23 protein-coding genes are annotated in these 22,810 nt (G+C 72.7%); 14 read left to right on the top strand and 9 right to left on the bottom strand.

From position 1 onward, the window contains the following. The first annotated feature begins 56 nt into the window (after nucleotides 1-56). The gene (locus tag ABD785_RS12630; protein ID WP_344826594.1) at nucleotides 57-950 is read left to right on the top strand and encodes an alpha/beta hydrolase; all 894 of its coding nucleotides are present in this window, start codon (nucleotides 57-59) and stop codon (nucleotides 948-950) included. A 159-nt stretch (nucleotides 951-1,109) separates the two neighbouring features. On the opposite strand, the gene ABD785_RS12625 is transcribed toward ABD785_RS12630, so the two are convergent. Further along, nucleotides 1,110-1,844, bottom strand: a complete 735-nt coding sequence (locus ABD785_RS12625; RefSeq protein ID WP_344826591.1) for a GntR family transcriptional regulator — start codon at nucleotides 1,842-1,844, stop codon at nucleotides 1,110-1,112. Between the two features lie 102 nt (nucleotides 1,845-1,946). Here ABD785_RS12625 and ABD785_RS12620 point away from each other — a divergent pair, with 102 nt between their 5' ends. Next, nucleotides 1,947-2,969 (top strand): Swt1 family HEPN domain-containing protein, encoded by a 1,023-nt coding sequence (locus tag ABD785_RS12620; protein ID WP_344826588.1) that lies wholly within the window; start codon nucleotides 1,947-1,949, stop codon nucleotides 2,967-2,969. A gap of 110 nt (nucleotides 2,970-3,079) precedes the next feature. Continuing rightward, entirely contained in the window at nucleotides 3,080-3,427 is a 348-nt protein-coding gene (locus ABD785_RS12615; RefSeq protein ID WP_344826585.1) for a hypothetical protein, read from the top strand. A gap of 5 nt (nucleotides 3,428-3,432) precedes the next feature. Here ABD785_RS12615 and ABD785_RS12610 read toward each other — a convergent pair whose 3' ends face one another. Further along, nucleotides 3,433-3,870: a MarR family winged helix-turn-helix transcriptional regulator gene (locus ABD785_RS12610; protein WP_344826582.1), complete on the bottom strand. Its 438-nt coding sequence runs from the start codon at nucleotides 3,868-3,870 to the stop codon at nucleotides 3,433-3,435. Between the two features lie 108 nt (nucleotides 3,871-3,978). Here ABD785_RS12610 and ABD785_RS12605 point away from each other — a divergent pair, with 108 nt between their 5' ends. After that, nucleotides 3,979-4,494: a MarR family winged helix-turn-helix transcriptional regulator gene (locus tag ABD785_RS12605; RefSeq protein WP_344826579.1), complete on the top strand. Its 516-nt coding sequence runs from the start codon at nucleotides 3,979-3,981 to the stop codon at nucleotides 4,492-4,494. Nucleotides 4,495-4,568: 74 nt separating this feature from the next. Here ABD785_RS12605 and ABD785_RS12600 read toward each other — a convergent pair whose 3' ends face one another. Beyond that, the gene (locus tag ABD785_RS12600) at nucleotides 4,569-4,925 is read right to left on the bottom strand and encodes an STAS domain-containing protein (protein ID WP_344826576.1); all 357 of its coding nucleotides are present in this window, start codon (nucleotides 4,923-4,925) and stop codon (nucleotides 4,569-4,571) included. Nucleotides 4,926-5,141: 216 nt separating this feature from the next. Here ABD785_RS12600 and ABD785_RS12595 point away from each other — a divergent pair, with 216 nt between their 5' ends. The 4 genes from ABD785_RS12595 (at nucleotide 5,142) to ABD785_RS12580 (ending at nucleotide 11,163) form a co-directional block, all read left to right on the top strand. Further along, nucleotides 5,142-9,293, top strand: a complete 4,152-nt coding sequence (locus tag ABD785_RS12595; protein ID WP_344826573.1) for a SpoIIE family protein phosphatase — start codon at nucleotides 5,142-5,144, stop codon at nucleotides 9,291-9,293. Further along, nucleotides 9,290-9,586, top strand: coding sequence for an STAS domain-containing protein (locus tag ABD785_RS12590; protein WP_344826571.1), 297 nt, complete (start codon nucleotides 9,290-9,292; stop codon nucleotides 9,584-9,586). The genes ABD785_RS12595 and ABD785_RS12590 overlap by 4 nt, the downstream gene beginning before the upstream one ends. A 73-nt stretch (nucleotides 9,587-9,659) precedes the next feature. After that, nucleotides 9,660-9,806: a DUF1360 domain-containing protein gene (locus ABD785_RS12585; protein WP_425547763.1), complete on the top strand. Its 147-nt coding sequence runs from the start codon at nucleotides 9,660-9,662 to the stop codon at nucleotides 9,804-9,806. 133 nt (nucleotides 9,807-9,939) lie between these two features. Next, nucleotides 9,940-11,163, top strand: coding sequence for a lipase family protein (locus tag ABD785_RS12580; RefSeq protein WP_344826568.1), 1,224 nt, complete (start codon nucleotides 9,940-9,942; stop codon nucleotides 11,161-11,163). A gap of 85 nt (nucleotides 11,164-11,248) precedes the next feature. Here the strand turns inward: ABD785_RS12580 and ABD785_RS12575 are convergent, their stop codons facing one another. Genes ABD785_RS12575 through ABD785_RS12560 form a run of 4 tightly spaced genes read right to left on the bottom strand, consistent with a single transcriptional unit; the run spans nucleotide 11,249 to nucleotide 15,739 of the window. Beyond that, nucleotides 11,249-12,112 (bottom strand): amidohydrolase family protein, encoded by an 864-nt coding sequence (locus tag ABD785_RS12575; protein ID WP_344826565.1) that lies wholly within the window; start codon nucleotides 12,110-12,112, stop codon nucleotides 11,249-11,251. Continuing rightward, nucleotides 12,109-13,047: a 3-hydroxyacyl-CoA dehydrogenase NAD-binding domain-containing protein gene (locus tag ABD785_RS12570; protein ID WP_344826562.1), complete on the bottom strand. Its 939-nt coding sequence runs from the start codon at nucleotides 13,045-13,047 to the stop codon at nucleotides 12,109-12,111. Before ABD785_RS12570 ends, ABD785_RS12575 begins: the two co-directional genes overlap by 4 nt. After that, a complete protein-coding gene (locus ABD785_RS12565; protein ID WP_344826559.1) occupies nucleotides 13,044-14,978 on the bottom strand; it encodes an acetoacetate--CoA ligase in 1,935 nt (644 codons plus the stop codon). Before ABD785_RS12565 ends, ABD785_RS12570 begins: the two co-directional genes overlap by 4 nt. Next, nucleotides 14,975-15,739, bottom strand: coding sequence for a crotonase/enoyl-CoA hydratase family protein (locus tag ABD785_RS12560; protein ID WP_344826556.1), 765 nt, complete (start codon nucleotides 15,737-15,739; stop codon nucleotides 14,975-14,977). Before ABD785_RS12560 ends, ABD785_RS12565 begins: the two co-directional genes overlap by 4 nt. Before the next feature lie 121 nt (nucleotides 15,740-15,860). Here ABD785_RS12560 and ABD785_RS12555 point away from each other — a divergent pair, with 121 nt between their 5' ends. Together ABD785_RS12555 and ABD785_RS12550 are read left to right on the top strand one after the other, a co-directional pair. Continuing rightward, nucleotides 15,861-16,280, top strand: coding sequence for a MarR family winged helix-turn-helix transcriptional regulator (locus ABD785_RS12555; RefSeq protein ID WP_344826553.1), 420 nt, complete (start codon nucleotides 15,861-15,863; stop codon nucleotides 16,278-16,280). A 34-nt stretch (nucleotides 16,281-16,314) separates the two neighbouring features. Further along, nucleotides 16,315-17,202, top strand: a complete 888-nt coding sequence (locus ABD785_RS12550) for a dioxygenase family protein (protein ID WP_344826550.1) — start codon at nucleotides 16,315-16,317, stop codon at nucleotides 17,200-17,202. Nucleotides 17,203-17,212: 10 nt separating this feature from the next. Here ABD785_RS12550 and ABD785_RS12545 read toward each other — a convergent pair whose 3' ends face one another. Beyond that, nucleotides 17,213-18,373: an aminotransferase gene (locus tag ABD785_RS12545; protein ID WP_344826547.1), complete on the bottom strand. Its 1,161-nt coding sequence runs from the start codon at nucleotides 18,371-18,373 to the stop codon at nucleotides 17,213-17,215. 144 nt (nucleotides 18,374-18,517) lie between these two features. On the opposite strand from ABD785_RS12545, the gene ABD785_RS12540 reads away from it, so the two are divergent. The 4 genes from ABD785_RS12540 to ABD785_RS12525 all read left to right on the top strand — a co-directional run bounded on the left by ABD785_RS12540 (nucleotide 18,518) and on the right by ABD785_RS12525 (nucleotide 21,333). Further along, on the top strand, nucleotides 18,518-18,931 hold the full coding sequence (locus ABD785_RS12540) for a CBS domain-containing protein (RefSeq protein ID WP_344826544.1): 414 nt from the start codon (nucleotides 18,518-18,520) through the stop codon (nucleotides 18,929-18,931). A gap of 54 nt (nucleotides 18,932-18,985) precedes the next feature. Continuing rightward, nucleotides 18,986-19,135 (top strand): hypothetical protein, encoded by a 150-nt coding sequence (locus ABD785_RS12535; RefSeq protein WP_344826541.1) that lies wholly within the window; start codon nucleotides 18,986-18,988, stop codon nucleotides 19,133-19,135. Nucleotides 19,136-19,213: 78 nt separating this feature from the next. Then, complete coding sequence (locus ABD785_RS12530; RefSeq protein WP_344826538.1) at nucleotides 19,214-20,299, top strand: TIGR03857 family LLM class F420-dependent oxidoreductase; 1,086 nt, start codon at nucleotides 19,214-19,216, stop codon at nucleotides 20,297-20,299. Beyond that, nucleotides 20,296-21,333, top strand: a complete 1,038-nt coding sequence (locus ABD785_RS12525) for a phosphotransferase family protein (RefSeq protein ID WP_344826535.1) — start codon at nucleotides 20,296-20,298, stop codon at nucleotides 21,331-21,333. Before ABD785_RS12530 ends, ABD785_RS12525 begins: the two co-directional genes overlap by 4 nt. Nucleotides 21,334-21,354: 21 nt before the next feature. Here ABD785_RS12525 and ABD785_RS12520 read toward each other — a convergent pair whose 3' ends face one another. Further along, the gene (locus tag ABD785_RS12520; RefSeq protein ID WP_344826533.1) at nucleotides 21,355-22,794 is read right to left on the bottom strand and encodes an MFS transporter; all 1,440 of its coding nucleotides are present in this window, start codon (nucleotides 22,792-22,794) and stop codon (nucleotides 21,355-21,357) included. Between the last annotated feature and the right edge of the window lie 16 nt (nucleotides 22,795-22,810).

Below are 22,810 nucleotides of genomic sequence, written 5' to 3'. Positions count from 1 at the left end.
AAGTCACTCATTCGAGACGAGAGAGAAGACCGCTTTCAACGGAATAATTCGATGGCATGAACATCAAGATCCTCGATGAGGAACGGGTGGACGACCGGCAGCTCCAGCTGACCGTCAGGGCCGCGTCGGTGGGGCCGGAGGAGCTGAGGATCCGGGTCCTGCTGCCGCACCGCTGGTCCGAGCGCGGCACCCGGACCTGGCCGCTGCTGAGCCTCTACCACGGCGGACTCGACGACTGCACGTCGTGGACCGAGCGGACCGACGTCGCGGAGCTGAGCCGCGACGACGACGTCGTGGTCCTGATGCCGGACGGAGGGCGCTACGGCGGCTATACCAACTGGCGGCGCGGCGGCCCCCGGTGGCAGACCTATCTCGTCCGGGATCTGTTCGAGCTGGCCGCCGAACGGTACGCGGCGGCGCCGGTCCGCGCGGCCGCCGGGGTCTCCGGCGGCGGGTACGGCGCCCTGCTCGGCGCCGCGTCCCATCCGGGGACCTTCCGTTACGCGGCGTCGCTCAGCGGGCCGTGCACGATCCGCACGCCGCTCGCCGCCGCCACCCTGCTGACCGCCACCGGGATCGCCGGGAAGGTCGACCCGTTCGGGATGTGGGGCGTGCCCCTGGTCCACGACCGGTACTGGCGGTCGTGCGATCCGCTGTCGCTCGCCGCCGGCCTGCGCGGGACCGGGCTGTACGTGGCGTCCGGGCTGACCGGGCGCCCGGGGCCGTTCGACCCGCCGGGGCGGTGGAGCGCCGCCAACCTCGCCGAGCCCGTGGTCCGGTCGACCATCGGACCGTTCCTGCGGCGGCTGAGGAGGCTGGGCATCCCGGTGACCACGCACCTGTACCGGGACGGCGCCCACGACTGGCCGTCCTGGCAGCGCGGGCTGCACCGCGTGTGGCCGCGGCTCATGGCGTCCCTGATGGTCCGGACGGACGGCGTCCGGCGGTGAGGTGTGTGCGCGCATCGGCCGCCCATCTGCGAGGAAGGAGACCCATAGTCTGTGTCGCACAGTGACCCGCAAATAGATCCCGGTGACAAATGTGGCCGGTGCCGTCAGCGCCTGCCTGAGTCTCCGCGACGATCTCCCCTGCTCGGGAGGGTCGCGGGGTCAGTGCTCCTGGAGGACGTCCTGCAGGCGCAGGGTGATCTCGGTGTCCCAGTCGTTCAGGAGCGTCAGGAGCAGCGCGATGGAGTCCTGGTCGAGCGCGCCGCTGCTCGCGGTCGTCACCAGGTGCCGCCACCACCAGGCGGCGGCCTCCGGGTCGGCGTAGACCACGCCGAGGACCTCGGGCACCTCGCCGAGCATCCCGCCGACCGAGTTCAGCACGCCGAGCCCGATGCCGCGCTCGGTGATCGACATGCAGGTGCGCAGGAGGTGCAGGGTGGCCTTGTGAAGGTCCTGCGGCGTCGCGTCACCGCCGCGGGCGAGGAGCTCGAAGCTCCGGACGGCCCGGTCGAACGGCGCGAGGTCGTAGCGGCCGGGGTTCTCGCTGATCGAGGTGAGGACGAGCCGCACGTACAGGCGCTTGGTCTCCAGCACCTCCGCCACGATCTGCGCGGCCAGGCCGGGCAGGCGACCGGAGAAACGGAACAGGTAGCGCCAGGTCTCGATGCCGCCGTACAGCCGGACGTCGCGGACGACCGCGCCCAGCCCCTGGTGGACCTCGACGAACCCGGCCGACCGCAGCCGTCCCAGCACCTGCTGGACGGTCGCCGGATTGATCTCGTACCGGACGGCGAGCTGCCGGATCGAGGGCAGGTGCTCGCCCACCTGGAAGGCGCCGGACGCGATCTGGAACGCGATGGTCTCGGTGACGTCGTCGATCACCGATCTGCGCGCCATCCCGCCCCCGCTCGTCCGACCGGCCGTCGCTGCACCCTACCGCCGATGACGAAATCGGGATTCTCCGGGCCTTTCGAGGTGCTGACTCACTACGCTGCGTCCGTGGTGGCGAAGCTGATCAATCATGACCAGGTGACCGGTGGGCTGCGTCTGGTCACCGGGGTGCTGAACCCGGTCGTCCAGGAGCACATGACCAGGGCCCACGGCGGCCGGTGGCAGGCGCGGTTCGCCCAGCGGCATCCGCGGACCGGGATGACGCAGGAGTCGCTGGGCGACCTCGGCTATCTCGTCTGGGTGCTGACCAAGGAGGAGACGGCCTTCCGCGGGAAGCTGCCCGGCCGGGTCTTCCAGCTCGCGCACCGGGTGCGCGAGGCGCGCAACCTCGCCTCCCACGACCAGCTCAACGATCTCGACCCCGCCGCCGCGACGACCGCCCTGCAGAACATGGCCGAGTTCGTGACGCTGCTGGGCAGCCCCGGCACCGGCAACGAGATCCGGCAGCTCGCGGGCAGGGTGAAGGGCGCGGCGCCGAACACCCCTCATGTGGTGAAGCCGGTCACGGCGCCGTCCCGGAAGAAGGGCAAGGGCCGCCGGGCCGCTCCCGCCCCCCGGCGGGCCGCGCCGGTGCCGGCCCGGCCGGTGGTCCAGGTCAAGATCGGCTGCGGCGCGGTCGCCGCGCTGGCCCTGATCGGGATCACGGTGGCCTGGGTGGTCTTCGGCCCCGAGGAGCCCGACCCCTACCAGGGACGGTTCAAGGACGAGAAGGTCGGCGCCCGGCTGAACGGCGGGCAGGTCGAGATGTCCGACGGCTACCACCTCGAGCTGCTCGACGAGCCGCTCAAGCCGGCCGAGGGCCTCTACGACGGCCAGCTGGCCTTCACCGGCGGCGAGATCAGCGCCCCGGACGGCCGCATCGTCGTGCTCACCCGCAAGGAGAAGCTCGGGTACGCCACCTGCCAGGCGGCGACCCGCTACGTCACGTCGGCCAAGGCCGCCAAGGGCCTGCGCCTGTGCCTCACCACCGACAAGGGCGTCGTCGCGGGCGTCGCCGTGAAGTCCGTGAGCCGTCAGGACGCCCACGTCTTCGTCAAGCTGGACCTGGCCGTCTGGAAGGGCCGCAAGTGAGCGCCCCCCAAGAACGATCTCCAATAAACATGGACATAGTTGGGTGAATCTCGTTCGGTAGTGCGATGTCATGGCGAGATGAAGATGATTCACCTCTTGGGGGGGCCGCCATGAGCACCACGGCCGACTGGATCGTCATCGCCCTGTGCGCGACGGTCTTCGCCCCCATCGGAGCGGGCCTGGCCCTCGGGTGGAGCCCCGGACGGGCCAGGCCCGGGCTGCGCCTCATCGGCACGGCGCAGCTCGTCCTGTGCTCCGCGTTGCTCGTCTTCGCGGTCGGGGACCTCACCTGCTCCTCCCAGCAGCTGCTGTTCCTGCGCGACTTCGCCAGCTTCGCCCTGTTCCTGATCTTCCTCGGGCTGGCGACCCTCCTCGCCGCGTGGCCGTGGAACGACGCCGACTTCGCCTTCCGTCCACCCGGCCGGGACGAGGCCTCCCGGGACGCCGACCCCCGCTGAGCGGGTCAGCGCGCCGCGAGCACGGCGTCGGCCCTGGCGAGCACCGTGCCCAGCACCCGGCCCGCGACGGCCAGGTCCTCGGCGGGCAGGTCGCCCCACAGCTTCCCGGTGATCTCGCCGATGGACGCGCGGACGGCGTCCCACCGCTCGCGGCCCTCTCCGGTGACCTGAACGACGCCGTCGGGGCCGACGGCGAGGATTCCCGCACCGGCCAGTCCGGCGACGCGTTCGCCGACCGCCTCCTCGGTGGACCTCGTGACGGCGGCCGCCCGGGCGACGAACTCGGCCCGGGGGCTCGGCCCGCCGGTGACGGCCAGGGTCAGGGTGACCCACTGCGGCTCGGTGATGCCGGTGCCGTCCAGCAGCCGCTCCAGGATCGCGTTCAGGGTCTTCTCCGTCCGCCCGATCAGCGCGGTGCCGAAGGCGGGGGTGGTGTCGGTCATGGGATCGTCCTCATCTGTTCGCTCGATAAACGTTTACTTGACTAACGTTTCCGTCATGAACGAAGTTACATCGTTAGCCCGACTAACGCAAGGGGTACGATCGACGCCATGAGCGGCAGCGGCGAGGACTCCGGAGTCCACGAGGGCGACGACCTGAGGACGCCCGAACGGCTGCGCACGCTCTCGAGCCGGCTGCTGTCCCTGCTCTCGGCCCAGGCGGAGCGCCTGGTCGGCGAGGGACTGGCCGAGGTCGGCGCCCGCAAGTGGCACTACGCCGTCCTCGCCTCGCTCCAGGAGTACGGGCCCGGCAGCCAGGCCGCGCTGAGCCGGAAGACCGGCATCTACCGCAGCGACATGGTCGGCGTGCTCAACGAGCTGGAAGGCGACGGGCTCGTCGAGCGCGCACCCGATCCCGGCGACCGCCGCCGCAACGTCATCACGATCACGGGATCAGGACGCGAGCGGCTGCACCGCCTCGACGCGATCCTCGACGGCCTGCACGAGGAGCTGCTCGCCCCGCTCGACCAGGCCGAGCGCGACCGTTTCGTGGGCACGCTCACCCTCCTGCTCGACCACCACACGCGAGCGCGGCGGGCCGTCAGCCCACCGGCGCGAACTCCGTGAGGAGCGACGCGACGTCGCACGGGAGCGGAGCCGCATGGCTCCCGCGCCCGAATTCCTCGTCTCAGCCCGTCATCTCACCCCTTAAGAGCGTCCAGGGCCTGCTCGACGCTCGGCTGGATGGCGAACACCTGGTCGAGACCGATGATCCGGAAGACACGCGTCAGGTCGTCGCTCAGCCCGGCCAGGAAGAGCCGGGCCTCGGCAGCCTCGGCACGCCGGTAGGCGTTGATCAGTACGGTGATGCCGGTGGAGTCGCAGTACGCGAGCCGCGAGAGGTCGATCACCACGGGCTCGCCGGGGCCGAAGGGCGTGGCCTCGATGACCCGGGAGAGGTCGGGCGCGGTGTGGAGGTCGAGTTCCCCGATCACGTTCACCACGCTGGCCCCCGAGGGGCCGGCCTGGCTCGTGACGGTCAAAATACGGTCGGTCACCGGATCTCCTGTGCAGGTGTTCCTCATGCGATGAGTCGGGACGGATCAAATGGGTAGCGAGGTGCCAGCGCCGGACTCCGTACCCGGATCGGCGGGGAACCTGCCCACCGGGCCGGTCATCAGTCCCAACGGCTTTATCCTGATGACCGGCAACGTTACCGCGAAGGCGCGACGGTGACGGCTGGGGCAGGATCGGTGCCAGTGAAAGGACGTCGGGTGAGAAGTTCCCGAGACGCCGCGCAGGATCCGGAGCCCACGGCGGGAGCCGATGTCTTCGCCGCCGACGGCCGGGTCGGCCGGGACCTGGCGCGGGTCGACTGGGCGGCGACCCCGCTGGGGCCGCCCGAGACCTGGCCGCAGAGCCTGCGGGCCGCCGTGAACATCCAGCTCTCGTCCCGGTTCCCCATGTGGATGGCCTGGGGCCCCGAGCTGACCTTCTTCTGCAACGACGCCTACCGGCGGGACACGCTGGGCCGCAAGTACCCGTGGGCGCTGGGCCGCCCGGCCGCCGAGGTCTGGGCGGAGATCTGGGACGACATCGGGCCTCGCATCGACACCGTCCTGTCCACCGGCGAGGCGACCTGGGACGAGGCACTGCTGCTGTTCCTCGAGCGCTCGGGCTATCCGGAGGAGAGCTACCACACCTTCTCCTACAGCCCGCTGCGCGACGACGACGGCGCGGTCGTCGGGATGCTGTGCGTGGTCAGCGAGGACACCGACCGGGTCATCGCCGAGCGCCGGATGGCCACGCTGCGCGATCTCGGCTCGGATCCGAGCGTGATCCGCACCGAGCAGGAGATGCTGGCGTTCGCCGATCGCCAGCTCGCCAGGAACCTCCGCGACCTCCCCTTCACGCTGACCTACCTGTTCGACGACGACGGCAAGGCCCTGCTGGCGGGGACCAGCGGGATCTCGGCCGCGCATCCCGCCGCACCCGCGGCCCTCCCCGACGGCGGCCCCTGGCCGGCGGCGCGGGGAGAGGCGGCGCTGGTCGACCTCGACGGGCCCCTGTTCGCGGGTCTTCCCACCGGCGACTGGCAGGGTCCTCCCGCCCAGGCCCTGGTGATGCCGCTGCTCCAGCAGGGCGGCACCCCGTACGGGTTCCTGGTGGCGGCCCTCAACCGCTACCGGCCGCTGGACGACGGCTACCGGGGCTTCGTCGAGCTGGTCTGCGGTCATGTCGCGGCCGGGATCGCCAGCGCCCGCAGCTACCAGGCCCAGCAGCAGCGGGCCGAGGCGCTGGCCGAGCTCGACCGGGCGAAGACCACCTTCTTCTCCAACATCAGCCACGAGTTCCGCACCCCGCTCACTCTGATCATGGGGCCGCTGGAGGAACTGCACGGCCGGATCGACGGCTCCGACGCCCGGTCCCTGCGGGAGCTGGAGACGATCCGGCGCAACGGCCTGCGGCTGAGCAAGCTGGTCAACACCCTCCTGGACTTCTCGCGGATCGAGGCCGGGCGCATGCAGGCGCGGTTCGAGCCCGTGGATCTGGCCTCGGTCACCGCGGAGCTCGCCAGCCTCTTCCGTTCGGCCGTCGACATGGCCGGCCTCGTCTTCGACGTCGACTGCCCGCCACTGGACGAACCCGTCTATCTCGACCGCGGCATGTGGGAGAAGACGGTCCTCAACCTCCTCAGCAACGCCCTCAAGTTCACCTTCGAGGGGTCGATCCGGGTCGTGCTGCGCGCGGACGGCGACCACGCGGTGGTGACCGTCGCCGACACCGGCATCGGCGTCTCCGCCGACGAGCTGCCCCGGCTGTTCGAGCGCTTCCACCGCATCGAGAACTCCCGCTCGCGCTCCAACGAGGGCAGCGGCATCGGGCTGGCCCTGGTGAAGGAGCTCATCGGCCTGCACGGCGGCACGATCGACGCCGAGAGCACCCCGGGCGAGGGCACCGCCTTCACCCTCCGGCTCCCGTTCGGCTCCGCCCATCTGCCCGCCGACGCGATCACCGCGCCGGGCGGCGACGAGACGGTCTCCGCCACCGCCGACCCCTATGTGCAGGAGGCGCTGCGCTGGCTGCCCGGCGACGCCGCCGAGAACGAGCACGCGATCGTCAGGGGATCGGTGCAGCCGGTGTCGCGGTTCTCCTCGGTACCGCTCACCACCCGGGCGCTGATCGCCGACGACAACGCCGACATGCGCGGCTACCTCGCCCGGATCCTCACCGACGCCGGCTACCAGGTCGACGCCGTCGGCGACGGCCAGGAGGCGCTGGAGGCCGTCCGGGCCGACCCTCCCGACCTGGTCGTCAGCGACGTGATGATGCCCCGGCTCGACGGCCTGTCGCTGGTCGCCGCGCTCCGCTCCGACGAGCGCACGGCGTCGGTCCCCGTGCTGCTGCTGTCCGCGCGGGCGGGCCAGGAGGCCGCCATCGAGGGCCTCCAGGCCGGGGCGGACGACTACCTGGTCAAGCCGTTCGCCGCCGCCGAGCTGCTGGCCCGCGTCCGGGCGACCGTGGAGCTGGCCCAGCTGCGCACCCATCAGGCCCGCTGGCGCACCGCGCTGGTCGACTCGCTCCAGGAGGCGTTCTTCGTCTGCGACGAGGAGGGCTCGGTCATCGAGATCAACGCCGCGTTCACCGACATCCTCGGCTACGGCCCCGAAGGGCTTCCCTACCGTCCCGCCCAGCCGTGGTGGCCGGACCGCGAGAGCGACCCCGAGGCCCACGAGCAGGTCGCCGCGGTCCTCAGGAGCATGATCGGGGACGCTCACGGCGACCACACCCTCCCCGTCGATCACCGCGACGGGCGCCGGCTGTGGATCAACTCCACCTTCAACCAGGTCCACGACCCCGCCACCGGCCGCCGGGTCGTCGTCGGGACCTTCCGCGACGTCACCGCCGAGCGCTACGCCATCCAGCGCGAGAGCGCCCTCGCCTCGCTCGGCACCCGCCTGTCCGAGGCCACCGACCTGACCGGGGCGCTCACCGGGGCGCTGGCCGAGCTGAAGAACCTCTGGCGGGCCGAGTCCGTGCTCGCCGCCGTCTTCGACCGCGGCGACGAACCCTCGATCACGGCCACGGAGGGGCCGGGCGACCCCGGGCGGCCGTCCGGGGAGCGGCGCCGCCTCCTGTCCGAGCTCCGGTCCCGGCCGCTCCTCAGCCCGGTCGCCGACGCGTCCGGCGCCCGCGTCCTGCTGGAGCACCCGGACGGCCCGATGGCCCTCTGGATCGATCTGGGCGGCCACCGGCCCTTCACCGACGAGGACGAGCTGCTGCTGTCGCTGCTGGCCGGGCGGCTGGCCCAGGGACTGGTCCGGGCGCACCAGATCGACCAGCAGCGCGAGACGGCCATCGCCCTCCAGCGGGCCATCCTCGGGCCGTCGCACCTGCCGGAGGGGTTCGCCGTCCGCTACGAGCCCGCCACGCCTCCCCTGGAGGTCGGCGGCGACTGGTACGACACCATCCTCCTGCCGGACGGCCGGATCGGGATCGTCGTGGGCGACTGCGTCGGCCGCGGGCTCCAGGCGGCGACCGTCATGGGGCAGATGCGCAGCGCCTGCCGGGCGCTCCTGCTCCAGGACGCCAGCCCCGCGCGCACCCTCATGGCGCTCGACCACTTCGCGGCCGGCATCCCCGGGGCGGCCTGCACGACCGTCTTCTGCGGGGTCCTCGACCCCGGGACCGGGCGGCTCTCCTACTCCAGCGCGGGGCATCCGCCGGGCATCCTCGCCCGGCCCGACGGCGTCACCGATCTGCTGGAGGACGGGCGGTCCATCCCGCTGGCCGTCCGGACCGGCAGGACCCGTCCCGAGGGGCAGTGCACCATCCCCGCGCGCGCCACCCTGCTGCTGTACACCGACGGCCTCGTCGAACGCCGGCGCCGGTCGCTGGACGCGGGCATCGACCAGGCGGGCGAGGTCCTGCAGGAGGGCAGGAACATCGCCGTCCACGACCTCTCGACCCGTCTCATGTCCGGTCTCGCGCCCACCGGCGGCTACGACGACGACGTCGCCCTCCTGCTGTACCGGCACCCGGCGCCGTTCGAGATCTCCTTCCCCGCCGACTCCGCGCAGCTCGCCCCGGTACGGTCCGGTCTGCGGCGCTGGCTGGACCAGTGCCAGATCCCGCCGCAGAAGCTGCAGAGCGTCCTGGTCGCCGCGGGCGAGGCATGCGCGAACGCCATCGAGCACGGGCACAGCCACTCCCCCGGCGACCCGATCCGGATGCGCGCCGAGGCCTTCGTCGACGACCTGCGGGTCACGGTCGTCGACACCGGACGCTGGAAGCCGCCCCGCCCCGAGGACAACGCGCACCGCGGCCGCGGGCTCGCCCTGATGCGCGCGATGATGCAGCAGGTGACAGTCGCCCACGGCCCGGCCGGAACCACCATCGACATGCACATGAGGATCTCCCGATGACCACCCCGCTCACCGTCACCTCCGGGCACCGGCCGGACGGGACCTCCGTTCTGACGCTCACCGGCGAGATCGACATGAGCAACACCGGCGCCCTGGTCACCGCCCTGGAGGGCAGCGGTGACCGGGTCGTCCTCGATCTCACCGCCGTCGACTACCTCGACAGCGCCGGCCTCAGCGTCCTGTTCACCCACGCCGACCGCATCGAACTGGTCGCGGGCCCCCTCCTCACCCCGGTCCTGACCGTCTCGGGCCTGGCCGAGCTCGTCCCCGTCCACGACCCCGAAGAACAGTGATCTTCGAAGGGTTCGCGCTGGAGCGGATCGACGTCGGCGACGTCCGGCGGCCGGGTCGGCGGTAGCCTCCTGTCTGGCGCAGTGGATCGTCACGGCTTACGCGGGCGGGCTGCTGTTCGCGCCGCGCGCCACCCGGTTCGCCGGGGCCACCATGGTCGCCGTGGCGGGCCCGGACTGGCTCCAGCTCGCCTACGCGCGCCTCGAGCAGGCCGTCGAGTGATTGTGAGCCATCTGACGATCGGGCGCGCCGAGATGTGAACGAGCCTCATAGGAGCGCGGCCGGGGTTCGGGAGAGCCTTCAGTACGCCGTTTCCGGCGTCCGCCCCCCGCCCCCCGCCCCCCGAGGAGTGCCCATGCGTTCCCTCTCCGCGCTCACCCGAGCCGCGCTGGCGTTTCCGCTGGCCGCCGCGCTGACGGCGCTGCCCGCGCCGGCCTTCGCCGATGATCCCGCGCCGGGGTCCGTCGTTCCCGACAAGGACCCGTTCTACGCCCAGCCCGCGGACATCGGCGGCTACCAGCCCGGCCAGATCGTGGCCAGCCGGAAGATCACGCCGAAGCTCGGCGACTTCGACACCAAGCACGACGTCTGGCAGATCTCCTACCGCAGCAACGACTCCCACGACGCCGCGCAGCTGCTCGTCACCAGCCTGATCGTGCCCAAGAAGGCCTGGACGGGCACCGGCGCCCGCCCGATCGTCTCGGTGCAGGCCGCCGAGGACGCCACCGGCACCCAGTGCGCCCCCTCCTACGGGATCTCCTCCGGCAGCGTCATCGCCGGATGGCCGGCCGCCACCTCCGGCCCGCTGCTGGACAAGGGCTGGGCCGTGGCCATGCCCGACCACGAGGGCCCCAAGTCGGTGTTCATGGGCGGGATCCAGTCCGGCCACGCCGTCCTCGACGGCATCCGCGCGGTCCGGAACTTCACCGGCGCCCCCGGCATCGGCAAGGACAACCCCTGGACGCTCAACGGCTACTCCGGCGGGGCCAGCGCCACCGGCTGGGCCGCCGAGATGCAGCCCGCCTACGCGCCGGAGATCGAGCTGAAGGGCGCGGCGATGGGCGGAACCCCGGCCGACCCCGAGGCCGTCGCCCGCTCCCTCGACGGTGGGGTCTTCTCCGGGTTCGAGGCGGCGGCCGCCGCCAGCCTCGCCACCGAGTTCCCCGAGATGAACATCGACCCGATCCTCAACGACCTGGGCCGCAAGGCCATCGCCGACGCCCGCGGCAAGTGCCTGACCGAGCTGCTCCTCGGCTTCGCGTTCAAGAAGCTCTCGCAGTACAGCACGGTTCCCGACCCGCTGTCGGTGCCCTCGGCGCAGGCCGTTCTCAAGATCAACACCATGGGCGGCGCCGCGCCGAAGACGCCGATCTTCAACTACCACGCCAACACCGACGAGATCGTCCCGGTCGGCCAGGCCGACCAGCTCGTCAAGAGCTGGTGCGCCAAGGGCGCGACCGTCCAGACCACCCGGGACTGGATCGGCGAGCACGCCCTCGAGATGGTCCTGCGCAACGGCGACGTCACGGCCTTCCTCGCCGACCGCTACGCCGGCAAGGCCGCCAAGAACACCTGCTGAACCCCGGCCGGCCACGGGCCCTCCGCACCCGCGGCCGGCCGGTCTCCCCCGCCTCAGAGGCCGGAGGCGTCGGAGGCCGGACGCGTCAGAGGCCCAGCACCCGGACCGCGTTCTCCTTGAGGATGAGCGGGCGGGCCTCGGGCGCGATGTCGAGGCCGTCGAAGTCGGCGAGCCACCGGTCGGGGGTGATGAGCGGGAAGTCCGAGCCGAACAGGACCTTGTGCCGGAGCTGCCGCGAGGCCGCCCTGACGAGCTGGGGCGGGAAGTACTTCGGCGACCACCCCGACAGGTCGATGTACACGTTGGCCTTGTGGGTGGCGATGGAGATCGCCTCGTCCTGCCAGGGGACCGACGGATGGGCCAGGACGATCGTGAGGCCGGGGAAATCCGCGGCGACGTCGTCGATGAGCATCGGGTCGGAGTAGCGCAGCTTGATCCCTCGCCCACCGGGAAGGCCCGCCCCGATCCCCGTCTGGCCGGTGTGGAACAGGGCCGGCACCCCGAGTTCCTGGAGCGCCTCGTACAGCGGGTAGTACTCCGGGTCGCCGGGCGCGAAGCCCTGGAGGCTCGGATGGAACTTGAACCCGCGCACCCCGTGCCCGGTCACCAGCCGCCGGGCCCGCGCGACGGCCTCCGCTCCCCCGTGCGGGTCCACGGATCCGAACGGGACGAGCACATCGGGATGCTCGGCGGCGGCCTCGGCGATCTCCTCGCTCGAAAGGGCAGGATGGCCGAGCGCGGTGGCCGCGTCCACGGTGAAGATCACCGCGGCCATGTTCCGCTCGCGGTAGTGGGCGGCGATGTCCTCGACGGTCGGCGTCCGGTTCCCGCCGGCGCCGAAGTAGGCGGCCGAGGCGTCCATCAGCTCGCCGTCGAGGGCGAAGTGCCCGTGGGCGTCCTGCTCGACATGGACGTGGAAGTCGATCGCGGTCAGATCGGCGACGTTCACGGGGTCCCTCCCAGGGTGGTGGTGGCCGCTTTCGCGGTGATGAGGCGCTGGAGGAGGTCGTCGCGTTCGGCGACGAGCGCGGTCATGTCGACGCCGTCGAGCGCGGCGGCGACCCCGCTGGTCACGGCCTCGGCGAGCCCGGGGGTCAGCCGGGGCGCGCCGAGGTCGTCCCAGATCTCCTCGGTGGGCGGGCCGAGGTGCCTGAGGACACGGGCGATGCCCCCGGAACCACCCGAAAGGTGCTGGTTGGCGAACGGGCCGAGCAGCGCCCAGCGCAGGCCGGGCCCGTGGGCGATGACCGCGTCGAGGTCGGCGACGCTGGCCGCCCCGCTCTCGACGAGGTGGTAGGCCTCCCGCCACAGCGCCGCCTGGAGGCGGTTGGCGAGATGGCCGGTGAGCTCTTTGCGCACCCGGACGGGCCGGCGGCCGAGCGAGGCGTAGACCTCCATCGCCGTCCGGACGGCCTCCTCCCCGGTCCGCTCCCCCGGCACGACCTCCACGAGCGGGATGAGATGGGGCGGATGGAACGGGTGCCCCACCAGGACGCGTTCGGGGTGGCGGGCGCAGGCCCGCTGGATCCTGGACGGGGTGATCCCGGAGGAGCTGCTGGCCAGGACCGTCCCGGGCGGGGCCGCCTCGTCCAGCGCCGCGAACAGGAGGTCCTTCGCCTCCGGCCGCTCCGGCCCGCTCTCCTGGACGAAGCTCGCTCCGTCGGCGGCCGTCGCCGGGTCGGCGGTGAACACCAGCCGGTCGGGGGAGGCTCCCTCGGCGAGCCCGGCCCGCTCCAGCGCGGGCCAGCAGGCCGCGACGGCCTCGCGCAGCGCGTCCTGGGCGCCGGGCGCGGGATCGGCCGCGGCCACGTCGTGGCCGTGGGCGAGGAACAGGGCGGCCCAGCTCGCGCCGATGACGCCGGTGCCGATCACCGCCGCCTTCACGAGCGCCGCCAGGTGACGAAGAAGTCGAGGGCCGTGGGGTCGGCCAGCACGTCGCGGCCCGCCACCGACCCGGGCGCGGCGCCGAGCATGATCCGTTTCACCGGCACCTCCAGTTTCTTGCCGGTCCGGTTGCGCGGCACGACCGGGACGCGCTCGATCCGGTCGGGGACGTGCCGCGGCGAGAGCCTGCCGCGCAGGGCCGCCACGAGCCGGGCGCGCAGCGCGTCGTCGACCTCCACGCCGTCGGTCTGGACGAACATCACCAGCTCGCCGGGGCCTCCGGCGGCGTCCTCCAGATGGACGACCAGGCTGTCGACGACCTCCGGCAGCTCCTCGGCCACGGCGTAGAAGTCGGCGGTGCCGAGCCGGACGCCGCCGCGGTTCAGGGTCGCGTCCGAGCGTCCTGCGACGATGCCGTGGCCCTCCTCGGCGAACCTGACCCAGTCGCCGTGCCGCCAGACCCCGGGGTAGGTCGCGAAGTAGGCGGCCCGGTAGCGCTCGCCGTCCGGGTCGTTCCAGAACCCGACCGGCATCGACGGCATCGGCTCGGTGATGACGAGCTCGCCCAGCTCCCCGACGACCGGCACCCCCTCGGGATCGAAGGCCACGGCCGCGACGCCCAGGCAGGGCCCGGAGATCTCGCCCGCCCACACCGGCTGCCACGGGGAGCCCTGCAGGATGCCGGTGCACACGTCGGTGCCGCCGGTGCCGACGTTGAGCAGCACCCGGTCGCCGAACTGCTCGTGGACCCACGCGTAGCCCTCCGCGGCCAGGGCGCTTCCGGCCGAGCCGAGCTGCCGCAGCCGCGGAAGCGCGAACTCCCCGCCCGGCTCGACGCCCGCCTTGCGGCAGGCCATCAGGTAGCCGGGGCTGGTGCCCATCAGCGTCGCGCCGGTCTCCTCGGCCAGCCGCCACTGCTCACGCAGATCGGGGAACGCGGGGTCACCGTCGATCATCACCAGCGAGGCCCGGACGAGCAGCGCCGACACGAGGGTGTTCCACAGCATCCAGGCGGTGGTGCTGAACCACAGCATCCGGTCGCCGGGACCGAGGTCCCATGACAGGGAGTGGTTCTTCAGGTGCTCCAGGAGGATGCCGCCGTGGCCGTGCACGATGGCCTTGGGCAGCCCGGTCGTCCCGGAGGTGAACAGGACGAACAGGGGGTGGTCGAACGGGACCGGATCGAAGCCCTCGTCGGCGGGGCCGCTCAGGAGGTCGTCCCAGGTCGTGGGGGTGCCGAGGGAGAACGGGCCGTAGCGCACGTCGACGGTGCAGGTGAGGGTGGGGAGTCCCGCCGTGATCTCGGCGACCTCCCGGGTCCTGTCGACGGCGCGCGTCCCGTAGGTGTAGCCGCCGACGGCCAGGAGCACCTTGGGTTCGAGCTGGCCGAACCGGTCGATGACGCTGCGGGCGCCGAACTCCGGCGCGCAGGAGGCGAACACGGCGCCGAGACTCGCCGTCGCGAGGAACGCGACGAGCGTCTCGGGGATGTTCGGCAGGTAGGCCACGACGCGGTCGCCCCTCCCGACCCCGAGCCGCCGCAGTCCCGCCCGTGCCCGCGCCACCCGGTCGCGCAGCTCGCCGAAGGTCAGCTCGGAGGCGGGACGGGTCTGCGATCGGGCCACGACGGCGACCTCGTCGGCGTCCCCGGGCAGGCCGAGGGCGTGCTCGGCGTAGTTGAGCCGTGCTCCGGGGAACCACCGGGCGCCGGGCATCGCGCGGCCGTCCAGCACCCGGGACCAGGGCGCGTGGGAGCGGACGCCATGGTGCTCCCAGATCGACGACCAGAATCCGTCGAGGTCGGTGACGGACCAGGCGTGCAGTGCCCCGTAGTCGGCGAACTCCAGGCCGCGTTCGGTCCTCAGCCAGGCCGTGTACCGGCCGATCCCGGTGTCCCGCACGTCGTGCGGCGTGGTGAGCGGCGGGGTCACCGGGTCACCTTCGCGGCCCGGCCCTCCAGGAACGCGCGCATGCGCTCCTGGGCGTCCTCTCCGCCGGCGGCGACCGCCGACATCAGCGACTCCATCAGATAGCCCTGCTCCGGCGCCGCCTGGGCGATGCGGGGAAGGGCGTGGAGGACGGCGAAGGTGGAGACGGAGGCGTTCTCGGCGGCGCGTCCGGCGAGTTCGACGGCCTTGTCCAGGGCCTCGCCGTCGCCGACGAGGTAGTGCGAAAGGCTCGCGGCGTGGCCCTCGGCGGCGTCGAGGACGCGGCCGGTGAGCATCATGTCGGTCATCCGGTGCGCGCCGATCAGGCGCGGCAGGCGGACCGAGCCGCCGCCCCCGACGAACAGGCCCCGCCGGCCCTCGGGGAGCGCGTAGTACGCCGACTCCTCGGCGACCCGGAGGTGCGCGGCGGCCGCCAGCTCGAGGCCGCCGCCGATCACGGCGCCGTGCAGGGCGGCGACGACCGGCAGCGGGCCGGACTCGATCAGGTCGAACGTCCGGTGCCACCTGCGCGAGTGCAGCACGGCGTCCCAGGTAGGCCGCTCGCGGAGGTCCGAGAGGTCCAGGCCGGCGCAGAAGTGCGCGCCCTCCCCGGCCAGGACGACCGCGCCGATCCCCTCGGGGGGCGAGCCGAAGAACCGTTCGAGCTCCAGGATCGTCTCGGTGTTCAGGGCGTTGCGCTTCTCGGGGCGGCTGAGCCGCAGCACGGCCACGCGGCCGCGCGTCTCCAGTGCCAGGGGGGACACGGATCCTCCAAATCATCAAGAAACCTGTCAATCAGGTTTCCTGATGATGCCAGCAGGCGCACCCGCTGTAAAGTGATCCGCGCCTGCTTCTCGCAGGCCAGGACGTGAAGGAGGTCGGCGCGTGCGGCAGCCGTCCCTGCTGTACTCGATCAAGCAGGTGGAACTCGCGACCCGCGCACGCCTCGACGAGCTCCTCAAGCCGTCCGGCCTGACCACGCTCCAGTACACGGCCCTCACCGTCCTGGAGCGCCGCGACGACCTGTCGGGCGCGGAGCTCGCCCGGAACTCTTTCGTCACCCCGCAGTCGATGGCCGACATCATCGCCGCCGTCGAGCGGCGCGGCCTGATCACCCGGACGGTCGACCCCGGCAACCGGCGGCGCCACATCCTCGCCCTGACCGAGCGGGGCCGGGAGCTCCTGGTCCGCTACGCCGGGCCCGTCGCCGCCCTGGAGGAACGCATGCTCAAGGACTTCACCCGTCCCGAGCAGGCCGCCTTCCGCGACTACCTCAACCGCGCCCGCACCGCCATGGACGACTGAGCGCGGCGGGCCGCCCGGCGCGAAGGGAGAACCCGTGCACGACGCCACCGAGGCCGCCCGCGCCCAGCGGGCCCGTGCGGAACTCGTCACCGAGCAGGTGCTCGAGAGCTTCGCCGGCTGCCCGGACGAGCGGCTGAAAACCCTGATGCGGGCGCTCACCCGGCATCTGCACGCCTTCGCCCGCGAGGTCGTCCTGACCGAGGCCGAGTGGGAGGCCGCGATCGCCTTCCTGCGCGCCTGCGGCGACGTCACGACCGATGCCCGCCAGGAGTTCGTCCTGCTGTCCGACGTGCTCGGCCTGTCGACGCAGACGGTCTGCCTCGGCGACCCGGCCGAAGGAGACGCCACCGAGGCGACCGTCCTCGGCCCGTTCTTCGCCGAGGACGCGCCGCGGATCCCGTTCGGCGGCGACCTCTCCCTGGGGGCGTCCGGTGAGCCGTGCCTGGTGACCGGGACCGTCAGCGACACCCTCGGCCGGCCCGTCCCCGGCGCCGGCATCGAGGTCTGGGAGGCCGACGCCGACGGGTTCTACGACGTCCAGTACGGCGACGGCCGCACCGCCGCGCGCGGCCGTCTCCGCACCGAGGAAGACGGCTCCTACCGGTTCTGGGCGGTCACCCCGACGCCCTACCCCATCCCCCATGACGGCCCCGTCGGACGGCTCCTCCAGGCCACGGGCCGCTCCCCGATGCGCGCCTCCCACCTGCACTTCATGGTCACCGCGCCGGGCCACCACCGCCTCGTCACCCACGTCTTCGTCGAGGGCGACGCGTTCCTCGCGAGCGACGCCGTCTTCGGCGTCAGGCCCGGCCTCGTCAGGACCTTCACCCGCCATCCCGCGGGCACCCCCGCCCCCGGTGGGCGCGTCCCCTCCGGGACCTGGACCGACGTCGCCTTCGACATCGTCCTGTCCCTCGCCTGAGCCGGGACGGTCAGAGCGCCGCGCCCGCCTTGGTGAGGCGGGTGGTGAAGGTCGCGAGCGCCGCGGGGGTGAGGTTGCTGACACTGAGCCGGAGGGTCGAGCGGTCGTCGGGCAGGAAGGCCGTGCCGGGGAGCAGAAGCGTGTGGTGCTCCGTGGCCAGGGCGCGGACGACGTCGGGGGTCGGGCGCCCGGCGAAGGGGTGGCGGAGCCAGGCGAAGAAGCCACCGCAGGTCAGGAGCTCGAAACCGCCCGGGGCGGGTGCCATGGCCTCGGTCAGCCGGGCCCGCCGCAGGGCGATGTCGCGCGCGCGGTCGGCGCGCCAGCCGGTCGCCAGGGTGAGGCCCGCCCAGGCGGCCTCCTGGCCGACGCGGGGCGCGCAGATGGCGATGCAGTCCATCAGCTTGACGATCTCGCGGTTGAGGGCGGGCGAGGCGACGACGGCCCCGACCCGGTAGCCGGGGATCGCCAGGTCCTTGGAGAAGGAGTGGAGCGTGACGACCGTTCCGGCCCAGCCGGGATCGGAGTACAGGCGGTGGGAGGGGGCGCCGGTGCCGCGGAAGGAGCGGTAGGTCTCGTCGAGGACCAGCGCGATGTCATGGCGCCTGGCGAGCTCGGCGAACGCGGCGATGCCCTCGGGGGCGACGGTCACCCCGGTCGGATTGCCGGGGGTGACCAGGACGATCGCCCGCGTCTTCGGCGTGATCAGCGCCTCGGCGTCCTCGGCCCGCGGCACGAGATCGGGTCCCGGTTCGAGATGGACGGGCCTGACGCCGCGCATCCTCAGCCACATCTCGTGGTTGAAGTAGAACGGCAGCGGCAGGATCACCTCGTCGCCGGGCCCGGCGAGCGCGTCGGCGACCAGACCGAACGCCTGGTTGCAGCCGGCGGTGACGACGACGTTCTCCGGCCCGACCCGCGCGCCGTGGTCGCGGCTCAGCTCGTCCGCGAAGGCCTCCCGGAGCTTCGGCAGCCCGGGGACCTCCGTGTAGGCGCCGCCCCTGTCGTCACGGGCGACCCGGACGACGTGCTCGACCACCTCGGGCGCGGCCGGATAGGGCGGAGCCGCCTGGGCGAGGTCGAGCAGCTCCCCGCCCTCGACCCCCTCCACGAGCGCGTACGCCTCGCCCATCGGCGAGTCGATCCCCTCCGAAACCCCGCGGTTGAGTCGCACTTCCGGCCCCCTCGTGTCGTCGCACGGACCCTCCCATCATGCGGGACGGTGAAGGTCAGGCGATCGTTGCCCTCGCCTGACCCTCAGCGGACCCGCCGCCGGGCAGACAGAACTGTAGGAATGCCTATATTCAGGAGGAAACGGATGACGACCGCACGCGATCTCATGAACCCCGGCGCCGAGTGCATCCCCGCCCACGAGACCCTCGACCGCGCCGCCGAGATGATGCGCGAGCTGGGCGTGGGCGCCCTGCCGGTCTGCGGCGGGAACGACAGGCTCGAGGGGATCATCACCGACCGCGACATCGTCGTGAAGTGCGTCGCGGCCGGGAAGGACCCGTCGAAGACCACGGCCGCCGACCTCGCGACCGGGCTGGTCTGGGTCGACGCGAACGCCACCGTGGAGGACGCCCTGGCGAAGATGGAGCAGCACCAGATCCGCCGGCTGCCCGTCCTGGACGACAAGCGGATCGTCGGGATGATCAGCGAGGCGGACCTGGCCAGGAGCCTGCCCGACGCGCAGCTCACCTCGTTCGTTCACGCGATCTACAAGGCCTGACCGCACCACGTGTCGTGACGCTCCGGACGCGGAAGGTCATGTCACCCTGGTGGCATGGCCAACCCCCGTCGCAGAGATCGCGAAAGTCTGATCGGCCCGGTTCTCGCCGAGGCCGCGGCACGGCTCAGCGCGCTGACGCCCGTCCCGCCGCCGGCCGCCGTCCCGGATCCGCGGCAGGAGCCGGAACCGACCGGCCGGACCTGACGGCCGTTCCGCGCGCGCGGTGAGGTGGGGCCCCTCAGCCTGTTGCCCCGACCGGGGGCCGACCGGGACGATGACCCCATGGATGATCTTTGGGAACTGGGCTTCTACGGGCTGGCGGGCCACTCGGCCTCGCCCCGGGACCTGCTCGGTGAGGCCACGACCGGAGAGGCGCTCGGGCTGGGCTCGGTGTTCCTGTCCGAGCGCTTCAACGCCAAGGAGGCGGCCACCCTGTCCGGAGCGGCGGGAGCCGTCACCGAACGGATCGGCATCGCCACCGCCGCCACCAACCACAACACCCGCCACCCTCTGCTCACCGCGACCTTCGCCACGACCATGCACCGGCTCACCGGCGGCAGGTTCGCCCTCGGCCTCGGCCGCGGCTTCGACATGCTCTTCGACGTCATGGGCCTGCCCCATGTCACCAGCGCCCAGCTCGCCGACGTCATCGGGATCCTGCGCACCCTGTGGCGCGGGGAGCCGGTGATCGGCCACCACGGCCCCGCCGGCGACTATCCCTACCTCATGCAGGACGCCTCCTACGACGAGGACATCCCGATCCTGCTGACCGCGATGGGCGACCGCACCCTGGAGTTCGCCGGAGGCCTCGTCGACGGCGTGGTCCTGCACACCTTCTTCACCGACGAGACCCTCGCCCGGGCCGTCGCCGCCGTTCGCAGGGGCGCGGAGAAGGCGGGCCGTGACCCCTCCTCGGTCCGGGTCTGGTCGGTCCTGGCCACCGTCGGCGACCACATCGAACCCGACCTGCGGCTGCGCAAGCTCACCGGACGGCTGGCGACCTATCTCCAGGGCTACGGCGACCTGCTGGTGCGGCTGAACGGCTGGGACCCCGCCGACCTGGCCCGCTTCCGCGCCGACGACCTCGTCAGCGGATTCCCCGGCGCCTTCGACGCGATCGCGACCACCGAGCAGCTCGAGCGGGTCACCGAGCTCCTTCCCGACGCCTGGCTCGCGGCCTCGGCCACCGGCTCGGCCGAACGGTGCGCCGCCCGGATCGTCGACCAGCTCGACGCCGGGGCGGACGGGGTGATCCTGCACGGGGCGACCCCCGCCGAGCTCGAGCCGGTCGTCGACGCCTACCGCAAGATCCGGCCGTCCTCGCTGGGCGTCCGCACCGATCTCAATCCCGCGCGGAGGATCGTGTGACCTCCCCCGGCACCGTCGGCTCCCCCGACGGCCTCACCGCCGCATGGCTCGGCCGCGCCCTGGCCACCGAGGTCACCTCCGTGACGTACGAGAAGGTCGGATCGGGCCAGATCGGCGCCTGCTACCGGCTCGGGCTGACCACCCCGGACGGCCCGCGCCGGCTGATCGCCAAGCTCGCGGCCGAGGATCCGGCGAGCCGCGCCTTCCTCGGCCCCGCCTACCGCACCGAGGTGTCGTTCTACCGCGACATCGCCCCCACCGTCGCGGTCCGCACGCCCCGCTGCCATTACAGCGCCCTGTCCGAGGACTCCACCACCTTCGTCCTGCTGCTGGACGACGCGGCCCCGGCCGTCCAGGGCGACCAGCTCGGCGGCTGCACCCCGGAGCGGGCCGCCGACGCCGTCGTCAACCTCGCCGCCCTGCACGGGCCCCGCTGGTGCGATCCCTCGCTCCTCGACCTGCCCTGGCTCTCGCTCGTCACCGCCGAGGACGCCAAGGGCCTCGACGAGGTGTTCGCCCCGGCCGTCGAGACGTTCATCGGCCGGTTCGGCGACGCGCTGTCCGAACCCGACCGGGCGACGCTCCGCGAGGTCGCGCGGCTCGTCGCCCCCTGGGTGGTCGGCAGGTCCTCGCGGTTCGGCCTGGTCCACGGCGACTACCGGCTCGACAACCTGCTCTTCCCGCCGGACGGCGACGGCGTGATCGCCGTCGACTGGCAGACGCTCAGCCTCGGCCATCCCGTCCGCGACCTCGCCTTCTTCCTCGGCACCGGAATGGACCCGGCGGCACGGGCGGCCGGTGAACGCGCCCTGGTCGCCGCCTACCACGAGGCCCTCACCGGTCACGGCGTCGAGGACTACGGCCTGGAGGAGTGCTTCGACGACTACCGTTTCGCGGCCGTTCAGGGGCCGCTGATCACCGTCCTGGGCTGCGCCTACGGGACCCCCACGGAGCGCGGCGACGCCATGTTCCTCACCATGGCCCGCCGCTCCCTGGCGATGATCCGCGACCTGGACACCCTCTCCCTGATCTGATGTCCTGGCGGGGCCGCCGCCTCAGCTCTCGGGCCTGCCGCCCGGCACCAGCAGCACCGTGGTGACCGCGGCGGCGGCCAGGAGCAGGGCGGTGAGCAGGAAGGCGTGGTCGTAGCCGGTGGCGAGTGCCTGCCGGGGGTCGCCCGTGGCGGCGGCGGCCGTCGAGGAGACCGCGACGGTGGAGACGACGGCGAGCCCGATGCTGCCCCCGCACTGTCGGCCCGCGTTGAGCAGCCCGCTGACCAGACCCGCCTCACCGGGGCGGACCGCGGTCGTGCCGAGCGTGGTGCTGGCGACCACGCAGGCGCCGAGACCCGCGCTGGCCAGGAGGGACGGTCCCGCGAAGCCCGTCACGAAGCCGGACCCGACCTCGAGCGCGCCGAACCAGACCATTCCGCCCGCCCCGAGGAGAAGACCGCCCGTGAGCACCGGGCGCAGGCCCAGCCGCGCGGTCAGCCGGCCGCTGAACATGCTCCCGGCGATGACGCCCGCGCAGAACGGCAGGAAGGCCGCGCCCGCCTTGAGCGGCTCGTAGCCCCACACCCGCTGGACGAACAGCGACGCGAAGTAGAAGCCGGAGACCGTCGCCGCCCCGACGAACAGTGCGATCAGGCCCGCCGCCGACACCGTGCGGTTGGCGAAGACCCCCAGCCGGACGAGGGGCTCCGCCGCCACCCTGGCCTCCCAGTACAGGAACGCCGCGCCCGCCAGGACGGCCGCGCCGAGGAGCGAGAGGGTCCTGGCCGACCCCCACGGGTGGTGCTCGGTCTGCACCATGGCGTAGACGAGCGTCGTCATCCCGGCCGTGGCGAGGACCGCGCCGACGACGTCGAGGCGGCGCGGCCCCTCCGCGGGACCGCCGGTGATCGTCCAGGCGCCCAGCAGCAGGGCGACCACGACGATCGGCACGTTGACGAACATCACCCAGCGCCAGTTCAGCGCCTCGGTGAGCAGCCCGCCCGCGAGCACGCCCAGGGCGCTCCCGGCCGCCGAGACCATCGCCCAGACGCCGATCGCCCGGGCACGCGCCGGACCCTGCGGAAACGTGATCATGATGATGGTCAGGCCGATCGGCGCGAGGACCGCGGCGGCGGCGCCCTGGGCGGCCCTGGCGGCGACGAGCTGGCCCGAGGTCTGCGCCAGCCCGCCCAATGCCGACGCCGTCCCGAACAGCGCCAGCCCGCCGAGCAGGGCGCGGCGGTACCCGGTCAGGTCGGCGATCCGGCCGCCGAGCAGCAGCAGCCCGCCGAAGGTGAGCAGATAGGCGTTCACGACCCAGGACAGCGAGCCGGCGGAGAAGTCCAGCGCCGCGCCGATCTTCGGCAGAGCGATGTTGACGACGCTGGTGTCGAGCACGACCAGCGCCTGGCAGAGGCACGCGACCGCGAGGATCAGCCCCGTTCTGCGGGCGGTCGGTGCTCCGGCCGGTGTCTGCTCGGCCGGAGAGTGAAGCGAGTCCATCGAGGCCTCCCTGATG

The organism is Actinocorallia longicatena, assembly GCF_039534125.1.
Taxonomy (GTDB): domain Bacteria; phylum Actinomycetota; class Actinomycetes; order Streptosporangiales; family Streptosporangiaceae; genus Actinocorallia; species Actinocorallia longicatena.
Note: the sequence above shows the minus strand (reverse complement) of the source record. Positions and strands in the feature narration are given on the sequence as shown.